The 15773-nt window shown below is 56.3% G+C and carries 14 protein-coding genes and 3 pseudogenes; 6 read left to right on the top strand and 11 right to left on the bottom strand.

The window, feature by feature from the left end:
• Positions 1 to 85: 85 nt before the first annotated feature.
• From QZR30_RS09040 to QZR30_RS09015, 6 genes and pseudogenes are all read right to left on the bottom strand, one after another.
• The gene (locus tag QZR30_RS09040) at positions 86 to 1504 is read right to left on the bottom strand and encodes an aldehyde dehydrogenase family protein (RefSeq protein ID WP_311903208.1); all 1419 of its coding nucleotides are present in this window, start codon (positions 1502 to 1504) and stop codon (positions 86 to 88) included.
• A gap of 17 nt (positions 1505 to 1521) precedes the next feature.
• Positions 1522 to 1668 (bottom strand): annotated as a pseudogene (locus tag QZR30_RS09035) (creatininase family protein); the annotation flags it as partial.
• Positions 1669 to 1674: 6 nt separating this feature from the next.
• A complete protein-coding gene (locus QZR30_RS09030; RefSeq protein WP_059397345.1) occupies positions 1675 to 2451 on the bottom strand; it encodes an alpha/beta fold hydrolase in 777 nt (258 codons plus the stop codon).
• A 25-nt stretch (positions 2452 to 2476) separates the two neighbouring features.
• Positions 2477 to 2986 (bottom strand): cytochrome P460 family protein, encoded by a 510-nt coding sequence (locus QZR30_RS09025; protein ID WP_059397344.1) that lies wholly within the window; start codon positions 2984 to 2986, stop codon positions 2477 to 2479.
• Between the two features lie 26 nt (positions 2987 to 3012).
• A complete protein-coding gene (locus tag QZR30_RS09020) occupies positions 3013 to 4086 on the bottom strand; it encodes an alpha/beta fold hydrolase (protein ID WP_046068144.1) in 1074 nt (357 codons plus the stop codon).
• 62 nt (positions 4087 to 4148) lie between these two features.
• Entirely contained in the window at positions 4149 to 5516 is a 1368-nt protein-coding gene (locus QZR30_RS09015) for an epoxide hydrolase family protein (RefSeq protein ID WP_057022311.1), read from the bottom strand.
• 563 nt (positions 5517 to 6079) lie between these two features.
• On the opposite strand from QZR30_RS09015, the gene QZR30_RS09010 reads away from it, so the two are divergent.
• Positions 6080 to 7009, top strand: coding sequence for a LysR family transcriptional regulator (locus tag QZR30_RS09010; protein ID WP_056847868.1), 930 nt, complete (start codon positions 6080 to 6082; stop codon positions 7007 to 7009).
• Positions 7010 to 7057: 48 nt separating this feature from the next.
• Here QZR30_RS09010 and QZR30_RS09005 read toward each other — a convergent pair whose 3' ends face one another.
• From QZR30_RS09005 to QZR30_RS08995, 3 genes are read right to left on the bottom strand one after another with little or no spacing between them, the layout of a single operon-like run.
• Positions 7058 to 7954 (bottom strand): alpha/beta hydrolase, encoded by an 897-nt coding sequence (locus QZR30_RS09005; RefSeq protein ID WP_046068147.1) that lies wholly within the window; start codon positions 7952 to 7954, stop codon positions 7058 to 7060.
• Between the two features lie 16 nt (positions 7955 to 7970).
• Positions 7971 to 8822: a LysR family transcriptional regulator gene (locus QZR30_RS09000; RefSeq protein ID WP_046068148.1), complete on the bottom strand. Its 852-nt coding sequence runs from the start codon at positions 8820 to 8822 to the stop codon at positions 7971 to 7973.
• Positions 8823 to 8869: 47 nt separating this feature from the next.
• Positions 8870 to 9817, bottom strand: a complete 948-nt coding sequence (locus tag QZR30_RS08995; RefSeq protein ID WP_080944617.1) for an MBL fold metallo-hydrolase — start codon at positions 9815 to 9817, stop codon at positions 8870 to 8872.
• A 230-nt stretch (positions 9818 to 10047) separates the two neighbouring features.
• On the opposite strand from QZR30_RS08995, the gene QZR30_RS08990 reads away from it, so the two are divergent.
• The 3 genes and pseudogenes from QZR30_RS08990 to QZR30_RS08980 form a co-directional block, all read left to right on the top strand.
• Positions 10048 to 11685, top strand: a complete 1638-nt coding sequence (locus QZR30_RS08990; protein WP_046068149.1) for a GMC family oxidoreductase — start codon at positions 10048 to 10050, stop codon at positions 11683 to 11685.
• Between the two features lie 16 nt (positions 11686 to 11701).
• A pseudogene (locus QZR30_RS08985) lies at positions 11702 to 12151 on the top strand (aldehyde dehydrogenase family protein); the annotation flags it as partial.
• A pseudogene (locus tag QZR30_RS08980) lies at positions 12150 to 12263 on the top strand (IS66 family transposase); the annotation flags it as partial. The pseudogenes QZR30_RS08985 and QZR30_RS08980, both read left to right, overlap by 2 nt.
• Before the next feature lie 21 nt (positions 12264 to 12284).
• Here QZR30_RS08980 and QZR30_RS08975 read toward each other — a convergent pair.
• On the bottom strand, positions 12285 to 13205 hold the full coding sequence (locus QZR30_RS08975) for an AraC family transcriptional regulator (protein ID WP_046072457.1): 921 nt from the start codon (positions 13203 to 13205) through the stop codon (positions 12285 to 12287).
• Between the two features lie 124 nt (positions 13206 to 13329).
• On the opposite strand from QZR30_RS08975, the gene QZR30_RS08970 reads away from it, so the two are divergent.
• Positions 13330 to 14292, top strand: coding sequence for an SDR family NAD(P)-dependent oxidoreductase (locus QZR30_RS08970; RefSeq protein WP_311903205.1), 963 nt, complete (start codon positions 13330 to 13332; stop codon positions 14290 to 14292).
• Between the two features lie 332 nt (positions 14293 to 14624).
• On the opposite strand, the gene QZR30_RS08965 is transcribed toward QZR30_RS08970, so the two are convergent.
• Positions 14625 to 14873 carry a CsbD family protein gene (locus QZR30_RS08965; RefSeq protein WP_046068153.1) on the bottom strand — a complete coding sequence of 83 codons (249 nt, stop codon included), beginning with the start codon at positions 14871 to 14873 and terminating at the stop codon, positions 14625 to 14627.
• A 275-nt stretch (positions 14874 to 15148) separates the two neighbouring features.
• Here QZR30_RS08965 and QZR30_RS08960 point away from each other — a divergent pair, with 275 nt between their 5' ends.
• Positions 15149 to 15739: an acyl-homoserine-lactone synthase gene (locus QZR30_RS08960; RefSeq protein ID WP_046068154.1), complete on the top strand. Its 591-nt coding sequence runs from the start codon at positions 15149 to 15151 to the stop codon at positions 15737 to 15739.
• Positions 15740 to 15773 lie beyond the last annotated feature (34 nt).

Genomic DNA, 15773 nt, shown 5'->3' with positions numbered 1-15773 from the left:
TGGCCCACAGGCAACGCGCCGTGGGCCATTGGCTTTTTCTCCTGGGGCCTGGGTTGCGCGACCACAAACTGCCGCTCACCCCAGGTTAATCGGACACGATGCTTTTGGCCTCAAGAAATGCTTCCAGCCCAAAGACTCCAAACTCCCGGCCGACACCGGACTGCTTTACCCCGCCGAACGGCGCCAGCAGCTCTGGCGAAATTCTGTTGATCAACACCGAGCCGGCCTGCAGCTGGTTCGCCAGGCGTTGGGCACGTTCCGGTTGCCGGGAAAACACATAAGCCTGCAAGCCGTAGATACTGGCATTGGCAATGGCGACCGCTTGTTCTTGCGAGTCATACGCCATGATCGATAGCACCGGGCCGAATATCTCCGCTTGCGCGATGTCCATGTCACTGCTGACGTCGGCAAAGACCGTAGGCCTGACGAAATAGCCCTTATCCAAGCCGGTCGGTCTGCCCTCCCCGCCGATAATCAACGTCGCGCCTTGCGCCTGCCCGCGGCGGATGAAAGCTTGTACGCGGTCGAATTGGGTGCGATTGACCAGCGGCCCGAGAGCAGTGGCCGGATCCTGCGGATTGCCGACGACCATCGCTCCAACCAGGCTTTTGACGCGGTTGATAATGTCTTCGGCGTGCGTGCGTGGCACCAGCAGACGTGTGCCGGCGACACATGCCTGACCGTTGTTCATGAACGCAGCACTCAGAGCCAGGGGAATGGCGATGTCGAGATCGGCGTCATCCAGGATGATAGAGGCCGACTTCCCCGTGAGCGACAGACTCACTCGCTTCATGGTCTCGATTGCGGCGTATGCAATGAGCTTTCCGGTGGCGGTAGACCCGGTGAATGAAATTTTCGCAATGAGTGGGCTGGCGCTTATTTCATCACCCACATCACTACCGCGGCCCAACAGAATGTTGAAAACCCCTTTGGGCAACGCTGCGCGATGCAACGCTTGGGCGAGCACGGTGGTCTGCAAGGGGCTCAACTCGCTCGGTTTGATGACCGAGGCACAGCCAGCCGCAATGGCCGATGCCAGTTTGCTGCATATCGTCCCGGCGGTGCTGTTCCAGGGGGCAAACAGCGCCGCGACTCCGACCGGCTCCATCACCACGGTCGCGTCACCGACCGTACGACTCAGGTCGAAGTGGTTCAACACCTGCGCCGCATTGGTAAATGACTGCGAAGCGTAGCGACTGACCCATTGCGCACGGGCAAACGGCGCACCGTACTCTTGGATGGCGGTATCGCGAATTTCATTCGTGCTCGCCAGCACGGCAATCTGCAACTGCTCGAGCATGTCGATACGCTCGGCCTTGGAGGTGCGGCTCATCGCGACTTGAGCACGCGAAGCCGCCGCGATAGCGCGCCTGGCATCTTCACGATCAGCCAGGGTGAGCGTACCAATGACCTCCTCGGTAGCCGGATTGATGCATTGCACCGTTTCATTGCCCTGAACGGGAACGAATGCTCCATCAATGTAACTGTGATTGATCTTCCACATCGTGGCGTACCTGATTATGGGCCCCAGTTGGCGGTCTGTGGCGAGTAGTCAACCGACTTGATAGCGTGCGGATAGGCCCGCTAAGTCACGGCAATTTCCCAAGGCGTTGCATGAGTGCCGTGTCCTGTCGGAAACTGGTCCTTCGCCAGATCATTGATACCCTCAGCGTGTTACTTCGCCGTGGCGGCTTTTTCGATCAGGCGAGCGACCGGTTCCGGGTTTGAAACCATCACGACATGTGACGCGCCCTCGACCACTTCCACGGCTTTGGCAGCGGCGCGCTTGGCCATGAATGCCATGGCTTGCGGGGGAATGTTCTTGTCCTTGTCGCCGTAGATGTACCAGGACGGAATATGTTTCCAGGCGGGGCTGCCGGACGCTTCGTTGAGCGCCGCTTCCGTTACCGGACGTTGGGTGGCGGCCATCAATGCAGCCTCTTTCGCGGGGACATCAGCGGCGAACTGGTTGTGAAATTTGTCCTGCTGGATGTACAAATCCTTGCCCCCATCGGCCAGCGGTACAGGCGCAGCCAGCGTTGGGCCCAGCGTGCTGCCCGGGAATTTGCCGGCCAGCCCGGCGACGGTTTCCCCGGCCTCAGGTGCAAACGCACTGACGTAAACCAGGGCTTTGACGTTGACATGATCGTTGGCCGCATCGCTGATAACGGTGCCGCCATAGGAATGGCCGACCAACACCACCGGCGAATGAATGCTCGTCAGCAATGCCGAGATTGCCGAACCATCGCTCTTTACACCGCGCAATGGGTTGGCAGCAGCAACCACCGGGTAACCGTCCTTCTCAAGAATCTTCACGACGCCATTCCAACTCGACGCATCGGCAAACGCGCCATGCACGAGCACAATCGTGGGTTTTTCAGTTTGCGACCAAGCGTGTGTCGCCATGCTCAGGCTGACGGCGACGGCCAGTGCGGTTAATACTTTTTTCATTGTTAACTCCGGGGTTGACGGGAAATCAGGGAGCGAAGCGAGTGAAGACAAAGTCGTGATTACGCACTCGCGCCTGGTGACAGGCGAAGCAGGTTTCGTGTTGGGCTTCATCGGCCGGTTTACCGTTGATAAACCGCCCGAATCCCCAACCACCGGTTGCTGCATATTTTTTCGAGTCCTTGACCATCACCTGCACGGTCGTGGCCGACCCCGGGATGGACGCCGGCTCGAATTCCGGGGACTGCACATGTTTCCAGGCCAGCTTTACCAGCACTGTGCCATCGGGGAATGGCAGCGTTGAGTCCTGATAAGCCTTAATGGCCGAGTCATTGCCCAGCACGGCTCGCAGTTCATTCAGGGGTGCTGCTTCCTGCGCTGGCGCAATCAGCGGCCATAGGCGGTAGTTTTCAGGCAATTTCACGCCATAGATCGGTGAGGCGTCGCCAGTACTGGCGTCGCCCGAGGCAACACCGGTAGCGGTCAACGCTGCGATTGCAATGGCAGCCGGCATCGCGGCAAGAAATTTCAGCTTCATCATCGCCCTCCTCTCAGCCAGTTTTTTCAAAGATGATCGGCATCGATCACCGCCTGGGCGAAGGCTTTCGGCGCTTCCTGCGGCAAGTTGTGACCAACACCACCGGTGATCAATCGGTACTCATACTTGCCAGTGAAGCGCTTGGCGTACGCTTCGGCAGGTGGGTGCGGTGCGCCGTTCGCATCACCTTCCAGGGTGATGGTGGGCACGCTGATGGATGGAAATGCCGCGAGTTTCTTCTCCAGCGCGTCGTATCTGGCCTCGCCCTTGACCAACCCCAGGCGCCAGCGGTAGTTGAAAATCGACACGGCCACGTGATCAGGGTTTTGCAAGGACGCCGCGCTGCGCTCATAAGTGGCGTCGTCGAAATTCCACTGTGGCGACGCCAACTTCCAGATGAGCTTGGCGAAGTCATGGGTGTTTTTCTCGTAGCCCAGGCGCCCGCGCTCGGTCGCGAAGTAGAACTGGTACCACCACTGCAGTTCGGCGGCTGGCGGCAATGGCGCCTTGCCCGCCTCTTGGCTGCCTATCAGGTAACCGCTCACAGCGACCAGGGCTTTGACTCTTTCCGGCCACAGTGCGGCAACGATATCTGCAGTGCGGGCGCCCCAGTCAAACCCACCCAGCACCGCCGTCTTGATCTTCAGCGCGTCCATGAAGTCGATCAGGTCGCTCGCCAGCGCAGCAGGTTGACCATTGCGAACTGTCTTGGCCGAGAGAAAATGCGTATCGCCATAACCGCGCGCAGAAGGGATCAACACTCGATATCCCTTGTCCGCCAAAGCAGGAGCGACATCAGTGTATGCGTTGATATCGTAGGGCCAGCCGTGCAACAAAATGACCACAGGGCCATCGGCTGGGCCGAGTTCCGCGTAAGAAACGTCCAGCAGCCCCGCTTTCACATGCTTAAGAGCACCGAGAGAGGTGTGAGCTCCCGGCGTGATCGCCCCAATGGTGGACGCGGGTACATCAGCCGCGCTGGCTTGGGAAAAACCGACAGCCACCGCTGCGAATTGCAGCACCGCTGCTGCCAACAGCGAAGGGGCAAGACCCCGCAGGCGGCTGGATTTATGTTGGTTGTTCAGCAAGGTCATCTCCATGGTGTTTCTCCGTAGCGAGCCGCCGAATAGCGGCCCGGTGTGTTGACTCGATTGCGTGCGAGCTACTGGGCTGTCTTCGTTGCGCTCAGCTTGGCGCGAAGCGGCCGGAAGGCCTCCCGCAACTCCTCGCTGAACAATTGAGGTTGCTCCCAGGAAGCGAAGTGGCCGCCCTTGTTAACCTGGCTGTAGTAGGAAAGTGATGGGTAAGCGCGTTGCGCCCAGCTTTTTGGCGCCTGATAGATCTCGTGCGGGAAGACCGTGATCGCCACCGGCACCTTGATGCTTGCGGTGTTCTGCGCGGCAGCGCTGAAATTGTTGTTGTTGTTTTCCCAGTAGAAACGCGATGACGATGCGCCTGCGTTCGTCAGCCAGTACAGGCTGATATCGTCCAACATCTCGTCACGGGTCAATACCCGTTCAGGCTGACCATCACTGTCCGTCCACGCGGCGATTTTTTCGTACATCCACGCCGCAGTACCGGTAGGCGAATCGGCCAGCAGGTAACCGATAGTCTGCGGGCGCGTAACCATCATCGCGCCGTATGCTGCATTGCGGCCGAAGAAGGTGCTCAAGGAATCAAACGCCTTGCGTTCAGGCTCAGTGAGCCCGACAGGGGCCGGGTCACCACTATTGATCGGCTTGACCAATTCGGGCGGGATGGTGGCCGGCATGTTCAAGTGAATGCCCAACAGACCCGGCGGATTCAGGCGGCCCAATGCATCCGATATCACTGAACCGTGATCTCCGCCCTGGGAAACATAGTGGGTATAACCCAGGCGCTTGATGAGCACATCCCAAGCCTTCGCGACTCGATCCGGCCCCCAGCCCAATTCAGTTGGCTTACCGGAAAAACCGTGTCCCGGAATCGATGGAATGATCACGTCGAACGAATCTTCAACTTTACCCCCGTAAGCAACGGGATCCGTCAGCGGGCCGATAGTTTTCAGGAACTCGAATTGTGAGCCAGGCCATCCGTGTGTCAGAAGCAGTGGCATCGCGTTGGGGTTTCGCGAGCGAACATGGATGAATTGAATATCGACGCCGTCGATAGTCGTGATGAATTCAGGCAGCGCATTGAGCTTTGCTTCGGCCTTGCGCCAGTCATAGCCGCTGCCCCAATACTTCACCAGCGCCTGGACCTGGGCCAACTGCACGCCTTGGGAAACGTCATTGACGGTCTCTTTGTCCGGCCAGCGGGTTGCCGCAATGCGCTTTTTCAGATCGGTCAATTGAGCTTCATCGACATGAATTCGATAAGGTCGGATCGATTCGGGATTGGTCGAGGCCGAGCTGGCAACTGACGCATCGGCGGCCGGGCCAGCAGCCCAGGCACCACCGCTGCCGGCTATCAGTGCCAACCCCAAAACGCCCATTCTCACGGAAGAAGCCAGACTATGGCGCCAGGTGAAACCGAACGTAGCTGCAGGCATTTTGAATTTCCTATAAGTCATTGGTCGACAACGTCGCGAAACGCGCAGAGATAGACGCGAGTTAAATGAGTCATCCATTGGAGAAGGTTTGCGCCTTCTCGATGAGTTCATTTAAAGCCCCGCAGGTATCCCGTATGTGTCATCAACCGACTTAAAAGAATCGCTGTGTATCTATCTAAAGCGCAGATACACAACGATACAAACCGACCACACGCTCATCAGAAAGCCAATGCCCCGACTTTCGGGGACGTTGAAAACATAGGTGAACCTGGGAATGTCCAATCCTTAGCTCCCGCGCAACGTCGTGCCTTCATACGCCGTGCGATACACACCAGGCGCTTGCAACAACGGTATGACTTGCACAGTAAACCGATTGAATTGCTGCGGGTGCCTAGGCTGCTTGGGTCAATTTCTTTTCAACCCACTCATATATTTATGCAATTCCACTTATCATCACGCACACCAGTACATTCATTCCACTTCCAGGTGGGTAGAGTTCCAAATACGGTACTCATCTCTACACCCCTTACGCACGCCCAATGGCACAGCAACAGGAGCGGCCCGTGAACAAGTTGGCTGAGATGCATTGCTTCGTGGTAACCGTCGATACCGGTAGTATTTCAGAGGCCGCAAGGCGTCTTGGAACAGCCAAGTCGGTGGTGAGCCAGCGCATCCGGCAGTTGGAAAAACGCCTTGGCATTATTCTTTTCGATCGAGGTCGCCAAGTAAGCCCGACTGAGGCGGGAAAAGTGTTTTATCAGCACTGCGTACGTATCCTTGCGGATGTTGAGCACGCCGAAGAAGCCATTCTTACGTTCACATCTGAATTAAGCGGCAACCTTCGTTTGTCGGCACCGATGGCGTTCAGCAGCCGTTATCTGACGCAGATTCTTTCGTCCTTTGCGCTGCGCTACCCGTCGTTGCGCCTGGATATTGAATATGATGACCGTTATGTGAATTTACAGGAGGAGAACTTTGATGCTGCGATTCGCATTGGTGAATTGCCTGACTCCTCCCTGGTCGCCAGAAGCATTGCTGGAAACCGCCATCTCATCTGTGCAAGTCCTGGGTACATAGCCACTTATGGTGCGCCGCAAACGCCCGAGGAGTTGGCCGAGCACCATGCCCTGCTGTATGTGCATCGTGAGCCTCACGGCATGTGGGCATTGCCGGTAGGTAACTTGACAGAGTCTTTCCGGGTTCGAAGCCGGATGCGCACAAACAATGGATTTCAATTGCTGGAGGGTGCAAAAGCTGGCATGGGGCTGGCGATATTGCCTACCTTCCTTGCCGTGGATGCAATCGTTGCCGGTGAGCTTCAGATCGTGTTGACTTCTCACGAGCCTCGGGGCGGTAACATATCGCTGGTTTATCGTCAGTCGCAGCGCACATCGCCTAAGTTGGAGGCCTTGTCGAACTTTCTGATCGAACAGATTGGCAGCCCTCCTATATGGGAGCAGCAACTGACGGCTTATCTGGAAACCGTCAGTTGAGTGTGCGCAAAGCCCGAGATCTTCGTTTGCTTTGAAGGCCTGGTCATGTCAGCTGTTGAGGTGTTGACTGAACCAGCTGGCAGCGGCTTCACTCGTAACCTTGAAGTTTTCAACGTAGGGAGTGAAGTGCCCTCCTTTGATCATCACAAGCTTCTTTGGCTCCAGCGCTTTTTCATAGGCCGTGAGGCATATGTCCGTGGCGGTCAAGAGATCGTTATCCCCCACAATCATCAGGAACGGCGTTGGGCTGATACGCGAAATAAAATGACCTGGTTCGTTCTCCCGGAACAACTCGGTGCTCCTCAAGGTCACCTCATTCTTCCAGTTCGGCGCAAAAGACGTAGTGTTCATAAAGTACTCATAACTGTCTGCTCCTACCATGGCACAGGCAACGCTCGGGTCATTGGACACAGCCGCAATGGTTGCAGGTTGTGCACCTGCAAAACGGGCCTGCCGGTCATTGTCATAGCGAGCAAGCATGGCAGGCACCAGGTCCGAGCGTAGCCGACGCTTCGCCGACTCATAGCCACTGATCGAGGGAACCTGAGCAACAACGCATTTTACGCGACGATCGATTGCAGCAACTTCTATGACATGCCCGCCGCTCAGACTTGTTCCCCAGATGCCAATTCGCTGTGGATCAATGCCTGGAAGTGATTGCACAAAAGTAATGGCGTCGCGATAGCCCCGACGTTGCAATACAGGGTCCATCTCCTGGCGCGGCGTGCCTTCACTTTCGCCAAAGTTTGCATGGTCATAGACCAGTACATGAAAACCTTGCGAACAGAACACCTCCGCATATTTATCAAGATATTGTTCCTTGACCGATGTAAAACCATGCGCCATGACAATAGCGGGTGTTGCAGACGAGGTGTTTTCTGGGTCGTAAAGCCAGCCCTTTAATAGAGTACCCTCGGAAATAAAACTGATATTGCTGCGTTTCATAACGTCCTCATCATATTCAAACTGTTGCCTGTGCACTAAAGAGCGCGCGCACAACGGCCTTTAATCGTGGTACATCACGCAAATCACGGTGGTAACCCAGCCAGAGTTCCCGGCCGGGTGGAGGCGCTCCCAGATCGATCACTTTAAGTTCCGGGATTTTCTCACCCACGACCACCGGCAACACTGCGAGCCCCAGCCCTGCCGCGCATAACTGCGCCTGAATGATCCGGTCGTTACTGCGTTGCATGACGGACGCTTCGGGTAGCAATTTCTGTAGCCATGCCACATCCGGAAAATGGTTGAGGTCTGCATTCATCAGAATCAGGTTGACCCCCTCCCCTGTACCGCTGGCGACGCTGTAGTTCTGCGCCGCGTACACCGCATATCGAACGTCCATCAATTTGCGCTGAACGATATCCGGTTGGTCGAACGGGACGTTTCTAAGTGCAACGTCGGCTTCACGTCTGGATAAGTCGAGCATGCGCGGCGAAGTCAGGATTTCCACTCGAATATTCGGATGCTTGCGCGCGAAGCTCACCATCAAGTCAGGCATTACATAACCAGCGAACCACTCTGGACAGGTAATTCTTATAGCGCCCTCAAGGTGCTCATCATGGACTGCCATCTTGCGATTTAGCGCCAAGGCGCTTTGTTCCATGCTTTCTGCCAGCTCGAGAATGGATTCGCCTTCGGCCGTGATCACCAGCCCCTCCCCGGTGCGCTGGAACAGTTTTTGGCCCAGTGCTTCTTCAAGGGCCTGCACACGGCGGCTGACGGTAGGTCGGCTGACCCTCAGTTGCGTTGCTGCATCGGCATAGGTTCCGGCACGCACAACGGCAAGAAAGACCTTAACATCGCCCCACTCCATATAATTGCTCCTTGTCTTTAGTGCCGTTGTGCTCAATCACGCAGCACTCATTTCTGAACGGGATGCCAGAGGTAGTCCTCGCCCTTCTTTTCCACCTTGCCAATACCTGGGAAATCAATATGGGCGTCGGCAACCCAGTATCGGTCAGTGGATGTGGAGGCATCCTCCAAGGCCGCCTTACGGGTACTGATCGCCTGACTTGGGGTGCTGTCATAGATGACGGTGACTTGCGGCTCAGGGAATTGAACCGGTTGCACATGGATTACATCACCCCAGAACAGCAATTGGTCCCCTCCTTCACTGACCTTGAACCCGGTGTGCCCTGGGGTATGCCCGCGCAAATCGATGGCTTCTATGCCCGCCAAAAGCTTGTCGCCCCATTTGAATGTTCTGACACGGCCAGCTTCCTGGTAAGGCTTGAGATAACGTTTGACCGCAGAGAATGCTTCGGGCTTGTCCTCCTTGCCCAACGCAATGGAGGGGTCCGACATCCAGTAGTTCAACTCATTGTCATTGACCTCCACTACCGCGTTCTTGAACGCGCGCTGCTGCCCGTTCAACAACCCTCCAATATGATCGGCATGCAGATGGGTCATCAGTACCACATCGATCTGATCGGCGTTGTAGCCAGCGGCCTTCATGCTTTCCTGCAGGCGGCCGGCGGTGCTTCCGGTCAGTTCGCCACCGCCGGTATCTATCAGGATTTGCTTGTCCCCGGTATCGACCAGATAAACATTGACGGACATGCGCGCATCTTTATTCAGCCCTGCCTGTTCAAGCAGCGTGCTTATGCGGGCGCCGTCGCCCCCCTCGAGGATCTTGACCATATCGGCAGGAAGGTAGCCGTCATAGAGGGCGACCACCTTGAACTTGCCGACATTCATCGAGTAACTGGCCTGGGCGTCGGGCAGCGCAGATGCGAACACACTATTGGAGATAGACAGTGCGAATGCGAACGGCAGTACTGCTGAATACATTGATTTAAATAGGTTCATTGTGTGGTTCCTGAAGTTGGTTGTGTTGCGAAACTGTCCGCTATTGAACCCACTGAGATAAACGTTTTTGTGTGAAAACCGGGCGTACAAAAATGTACGTCAGCCCAGCAGCGGTCGTTCGCCAAATACGAAACGTTGATTCGCTTTTTGCCGGCTTATCAAGCAGTCGAGTTCGGCTCTATCGTTTCCTCAGCACGCATCTGACCTCAGGTTCAACAGGAAGAAAATGCATGAGAGAAACACTCGGTAACCCCTCAAGAAGGACTCTACTGGCAAGCGGTGTTGCAGTCGCCGCAACCCTGGCAGCAGGCAGTGGGCTGACCAGTGCTTACGCTGCCGGTGAGCCTCATACCAAAGACTCGGACGCAAGCTCCCGCGTGGATGTGATCATTGTGGGGGGCGGGTCTGCCGGTGCGGTATTGGCCAGGCGCTTGAGTGAGAACAGCAACCGTCGGGTACTGCTGCTTGAGGCGGGTCACAGTTATGGTCCGCAAAACTATCCGGAAATTGTCGCCAACAGCGACATTGTCGGAGCCAATGCTAACCCTGAGTTCGAATGGGGTTACAAGACTCAGCCAGGTTACGTCGACCACCCTATTGGGGCGCTGCGTGGCAAGGTACTGGGAGGCAGCTCGGCTATTAATGGGGCGGTGGCGATTCGCGCACGTGACACCGACTTCAAACGCTGGAATTTGCCCGGTTGGAGTTACGAAGAACTGCTGCCTTCGTTCAAGAAACTTGAAACCCGCAGCGGCGGCGACACTGCCTTGCATGGGCACGAAGGACCACTGCCAGTACACCAACTCAAGCGCGCAGACGTAACGCCGATGCAGCAGGCGTTCATGGATGCGACGTTGGCCAACGGATTCAAAATCATCAACGATTTCGATGGGGTCGACGCTGACGGCGTGGGGCCCTATCCAATGAACATCGTCAATGGTGTGCGCATCAATACCGGCATGGCGTACCTGAGCGAAGAGGTCCGGGCGCGTAAGAACCTCGTAATCCGCTCAGACAGTCTGGTGGACAAAGTCATTTTCGAAGGCACGCAGGCTATTGGCGTACGGCTGGCCGATGGCGAGACGTTGCACGCCGGCGAAGTGATCCTGTCGGCCGGAACCTATGGCAGTGCGGCCATCCTGCTGCGCTCCGGGGTCGGGCCGAAAGCAGACTTGCAGGCGTTGAAAATCGAGCAAGTGGTGGAGTTGCCCGTTGGCCAGCACCTGATGGATCACCCCTTCTATTACAACGCCTACGCAGCCCGGCCCGAACTGATCGGCCGACAGTCACCTGCCATTGGTGCCAAGTTGTGGACCCACAGCAGCAGCGCCAGCCATGGCGATCTTGATCTGCACATCACCGCAACCCATCTGTTCCCGCACGACCAGAGCCCGACCAAGGTGGGGTTCGTACTCGCTGTAGCCCTCACCCGCCCCTCGTCCCAGGGCACGCTGACCCTGGCCAGCCGTGATCCATTTGTTGCACCGCGCATCGACCTGAATTTCCTCGCAAGGGAAGAAGACCGCCAGCGCCTGCTGGAGGGTATTCGCCTGGCCCGCAAGATCGGTAACACCGCACCGCTGCGGGAGTTGATTCACTCGGAGCTCAACCCCGGCAAAGGCAACGACTCGGATGAAGCCCTGCTGGCCAGCGCCCGGGCTACCCTCGATACCTATCACCATCCCACTTCCTCTGCGCCCATGGGGCGTCCAGGCGATGCGCGTGCGGTGGTAGATCTGGATGCGCGGCCATTTGGCCTGCAAGGGTTGCGAGTAGTCGATGCGTCCATCTTTCCGGATGTGCCCTCGGTCGCCACCAACATCACCGTAATTGCCTTGGCCGAGAAAATAGCTGGCCAGTACGCATGACCCACGAGGCGACACAATGAGCAAATTACCGGTATTGAACTGGATCAATGGCCAATGGCTGGACTCTGGCAATTACAAAGACTCTATTGATCCGGCAACCTACGCATCCATCGGACAATACGCCGAAGGTGGGTTGAATGAGGCCAGCCTTGATATCGAGGCTGCGCAGCAGGCATTTGGTCATAGCCCGTGGAAAGACGATGTGACGTTGAGAGCCCAAATGCTACTGGAGTTGGCTGATGCGTTCGAGCGAAATGCCGAGGCATTGATCGAACTGCTGGCGCTGGAGAACGGAAAGAGTGAGGTGGACGCGCGACATCTGAAGCGTTTTGGCCTGGAATTGGGAGGCAAGACGCCAATGATGGTGTTCGCGGACGCCGATCTGGATGCTGCGATCCCCGTGCTGGTCAAGGCGCTGACCGTGTTTGCAGGGCAATTTTGTATGACCGGCTCGCGATTGCTGGTTCATTGAAGACTGGAAGGGCAAGTTGGTCTGTGATGATTTTGGTGGCTACAAAGCCAGCTTCGAGCTCGGCGTGACCGAGATCGGCTGTATGGCCCATGCGCGGCGCAAGTTCTTAGCCTACTGAAGATCAGCCCTACTGCTGGGATATGGGGGCCACTCTCTCTCTGTATTCACGAGGCGAACACGTCATAATGCGCTTGAAAGCGTGGCTAAAAGCACTGTCGGAGTCATAGCCCAGCTTTTGTGCTATGGACGAAATGGTCGTGTGGTTTGTTTTCAACAATCTCGTAGCTAATTGCATGCGCCAGCGCAAGACGTACTCTAAAGGGGCGACACCAGATTTTTGCTTGAATCGCAAAGCGAAGGTCGAGCGAGAAACACCCGCGATTTTGGCAAGGCTCTCTACTGACCAAGAACGCGCCGGATCGGCATGAATGGCTTGAATGGTTGCCCCGATACGTGGATCAGATATAGCAAGCAACCAGCTCGGTGCGGTATTTCCTTCTTGGATCAAATAAATTCGTAGAACCTGCACTAGCATGATGTGGCCGAGATGCTGAACCACAATCGAGTTACCAAGAGCCGGATTGGTAAGTTCATGAGCAATACGCTGCAAGGCCCAATTCAGCACGGAAGCTTGATCCGAACCACTTTTGATGACGGCGACGGGAGGCAATCCGTCAAATAGAAGGCGAGCCTCCTCACCGAAGTCAAAACGTCCCCCGATCAGGAAAAACTCATCGGCTGTCCCACAACTGGCGATGCCATTGACGGCATGGCGATAAATCGCATCCGAGTGGATGGCCGGAAATGACAAGTCGCTGCGGAGTGAAAACGCCCGCTTGCGTGGCAGAAGAAAGCAGTCTCCGGCCGTCAATCGGATAGGTTGCTCCACGCCTTGCACCATTAGCCAACAAGTCCCTTCAACGATTGCATTGAACTTGATGCCGTCGGGTGGTGGAAAATCGATGGCCCAATCTCCACCAGCCTTCAGACCTGCAAAAAAGGAGTTATGAGTATTTAGAAGAGAGAGGGTTTCGGAAAGGGGATCCATAAGGTGCGTAGGACGATCTCGACAGATAATTGGACTTTGCTGCATTCACAGTCCCAAGTCTAGTCTAGACAATGGTGTCCATGGGTTTTGCCCCAATTCCATGTCAGATTCACAAGGACACGCCATGACCAGCAAACAGTCTCCCATCCACTCAGGTTACGGAGCGGTAACCACCGCCGCAGAGGTACTTGAAGGGTGCGATCTATCCAACACCACCGCCATTGTCACCGGGGGTCATTCCGGGCTGGGCCTGGAGACGACAAGAGCACTGACGAAGGCGGGCGCGCGTGTCGTTGTCGCAGCGCGTGATGTAGACGATGCTCGCGCAAAAACTAGCGGAATCTCCAATGTAGAAATCGAGCGACTTGATCTTTCCGATCTGACCAGCGTACGCGACTTCGCTCAGCGTTTCTTGGCAAGCGACCGACACGTCGACATCCTGATCGGCAGCGCGGGAATCATGGCTTGCCCGGAAACCCGAGTAGGGGCGGGTTGGGAGTCACAGTTCGCCATCAATCATCTGGGGCACTACGCCCTCGTGAATTTGCTATGGCCTGCACTCAAGGGTCGAGCAAGGGTGGTAGTAGTGTCATCGGCGGGGCATCACCAATCGGGTATCCGCTGGAACGATGTGCAATTTACGCAGGGCTACGACAAGTGGTTGGCATATGGGCAGTCGAAGACGGCCAACGCATTGTTTGCTGTCCACCTTGATCGGCTTGGTCAACACGAGGGTGTACGGGCTTTCTCCCTTCACCCCGGCAAAATTCTCACTCCGCTCCAGCGTCATCTGGCGCAAGATGAAATGATTGCCGCCGGCTGGCTAGACGTCAATGGCCACCTTGCCGATCAGACGTTCAAGACGACGCAGCAAGGTGCGGCAACCCAAGTTTGGGCCGCAACAGCTCCACAGTTGAATGGCATGGGAGGCTTATATTGCGAGGACTGTGAGATCGCTTCGCTGGATGCAAACGAACCACCATCCTTTGCCGGCGTTCGGCCTTATGCCGCCGACCCAGACCAAGCCGAACGCCTTTGGGCACTATCGGCTCAGCTTACAGGGATTGACGCTTTTGAAAGGAAATGAGTGATCGGTACAGAATGTCCATACCTATGTTGCTATCTGTCCGAGGCTGGAGAACTTTTTTGGCTGCGCAGCGTAGAAACTGCCCATCGAGTCGCCGCCGCTGTCGCACACGACGGAAGAACTGGGCAAAGACCCTGGGCGAACAGTTGGGATCCTGAACATCACGCCCCGGCAGCTTGCCGTTGAGGGCGCCATGGAGGCTTGCAAGGACGCAATCAAGGCGATAGGCAAATAGCCGGCCGGAAGGGGCTAGCCGGTCAATTGTGATCGATGAAGCTCTGACGGTGGACGGAAAGGAAGCGTCCCTGACGGAACGCCCCTTCCTCTATGACTCAGCGGCGAAAGAGACGATCTAGAACCAGCAGCGCTACTGCACCAATCGCGATTGCAGCAACTGGTTTTTCTTTAACGAACGTAGATACGCCGTCCAGTACGTCGCCGTAGGTCTGGGTCAACTGACCAGCCGCTTGACGACCAGCGCCTTCTGCTTCCAGCTTAGAATCACCAAACAGCTTCCCGACGACGCTCTGTGTCTTTCCAGCAACCTTTTCTGCAACACCTTCGACTTGTTCACTCTTCATAAATCACCAAACCTTTGCGTGTAATTAGTTAGCTCAGGTTCAACCTGAGCCAGGCGCTAGCTGCACAGTGTTAGGGGGATGGGCGTTAGCATAAGTTCAAAGTTGTTGAGGCTCGTGAGGTGACCGCTGGATTCCTGCTCGAATTCCTCGCGTTTCGTTTGCACTCCAGCCCCGCCGACCACATCAGCCCGCCCTACAAGATCTTGTAGTCGCTAACCCTCCACAAGTCCTCTATAAAAAACCGCACTTCCCCCTCCCCCAAGGAACACCCTGCCATGCACATGGAAGAGCACACGCTGAGCGCAATGGATGACGAGCTTAAACTTATGCTGGGTCGCTTTCGGCATGAACAATTCGTCGAAAAACTAGGGTGGCGATTGCCTATCCCACCGCACCAGGCCGGTTATGAATGGGATCAATACGACAACGAGCACGCCCGCTACCTCCTGGCGTTCAACGAGCATCGTTCAATCGTCGGCTGCGCCCGGTTGATACCCACCACATTCCCCAACCTGCTGGAGGGCGTGTTCAGCCTTGCCTGCGAAGGCACACCACCCAGGCATCCCGCCATTTGGGAAATGACACGCTTCACCACCCGCGAACCGCAACTGGCCATGCCTTTGTTCTGGAAAACCCTCAAGACCGCCAGCCTGGCGGGTGCCGATGCCATCGTCGGAATCGTCAACAGCACGATGGAACGCTATTACAAGATCAACGGGGTCAAGTACGAACGCCTGGGGTCGGTAATCGAGCATCAGGGCGAAAAAATCCTCGCCATCAAACTCTCGGCTCACCGCGAACACCACCGTGGCGCCCGCTTACCTTCAGCCTTCACGTCTGAGGCGTTATTGGAAGAGACTGCTTGATAATAACGGCCGAGTCGTCCTCTTGGGCGACTCG

Source organism: Pseudomonas sp. rhizo25 (assembly GCF_031931935.1).
GTDB classification, from domain to species: Bacteria; Pseudomonadota; Gammaproteobacteria; order Pseudomonadales; family Pseudomonadaceae; genus Aquipseudomonas; species Aquipseudomonas synxantha.
The sequence above is the reverse complement of the archived record's forward strand: the minus strand, read 5'-3'. Positions and strand labels throughout refer to the sequence as shown.

What these genes read in the sequence shown, in the direction of transcription:
- QZR30_RS08965 (WP_046068153.1), bottom strand. Translation starts at nt 14,873, where the DNA reads ATGAAGAGTGAACAAGTCGAAGGTGTTGCAGAAAAGGTTGCTGGAAAG.
- QZR30_RS08995 (WP_080944617.1), bottom strand. Translation starts at nt 9,817, where the DNA reads ATGAACCTATTTAAATCAATGTATTCAGCAGTACTGCCGTTCGCATTC.
- QZR30_RS08990 (WP_046068149.1), top strand. Translation starts at nt 10,048, where the DNA reads ATGAGAGAAACACTCGGTAACCCCTCAAGAAGGACTCTACTGGCAAGC.
- QZR30_RS09020 (WP_046068144.1), bottom strand. Translation starts at nt 4,086, where the DNA reads ATGGAGATGACCTTGCTGAACAACCAACATAAATCCAGCCGCCTGCGG.
- QZR30_RS09030 (WP_059397345.1), bottom strand. Translation starts at nt 2,451, where the DNA reads ATGAAAAAAGTATTAACCGCACTGGCCGTCGCCGTCAGCCTGAGCATG.
- QZR30_RS09040 (WP_311903208.1), bottom strand. Translation starts at nt 1,504, where the DNA reads ATGTGGAAGATCAATCACAGTTACATTGATGGAGCATTCGTTCCCGTT.
- QZR30_RS08960 (WP_046068154.1), top strand. Translation starts at nt 15,149, where the DNA reads ATGCACATGGAAGAGCACACGCTGAGCGCAATGGATGACGAGCTTAAA.
- QZR30_RS08970 (WP_311903205.1), top strand. Translation starts at nt 13,330, where the DNA reads ATGACCAGCAAACAGTCTCCCATCCACTCAGGTTACGGAGCGGTAACC.
- QZR30_RS09015 (WP_057022311.1), bottom strand. Translation starts at nt 5,516, where the DNA reads ATGCCTGCAGCTACGTTCGGTTTCACCTGGCGCCATAGTCTGGCTTCT.
- QZR30_RS09025 (WP_059397344.1), bottom strand. Translation starts at nt 2,986, where the DNA reads ATGAAGCTGAAATTTCTTGCCGCGATGCCGGCTGCCATTGCAATCGCA.
- QZR30_RS09005 (WP_046068147.1), bottom strand. Translation starts at nt 7,954, where the DNA reads ATGAAACGCAGCAATATCAGTTTTATTTCCGAGGGTACTCTATTAAAG.
- QZR30_RS08975 (WP_046072457.1), bottom strand. Translation starts at nt 13,205, where the DNA reads ATGGATCCCCTTTCCGAAACCCTCTCTCTTCTAAATACTCATAACTCC.
- QZR30_RS09000 (WP_046068148.1), bottom strand. Translation starts at nt 8,822, where the DNA reads ATGGAGTGGGGCGATGTTAAGGTCTTTCTTGCCGTTGTGCGTGCCGGA.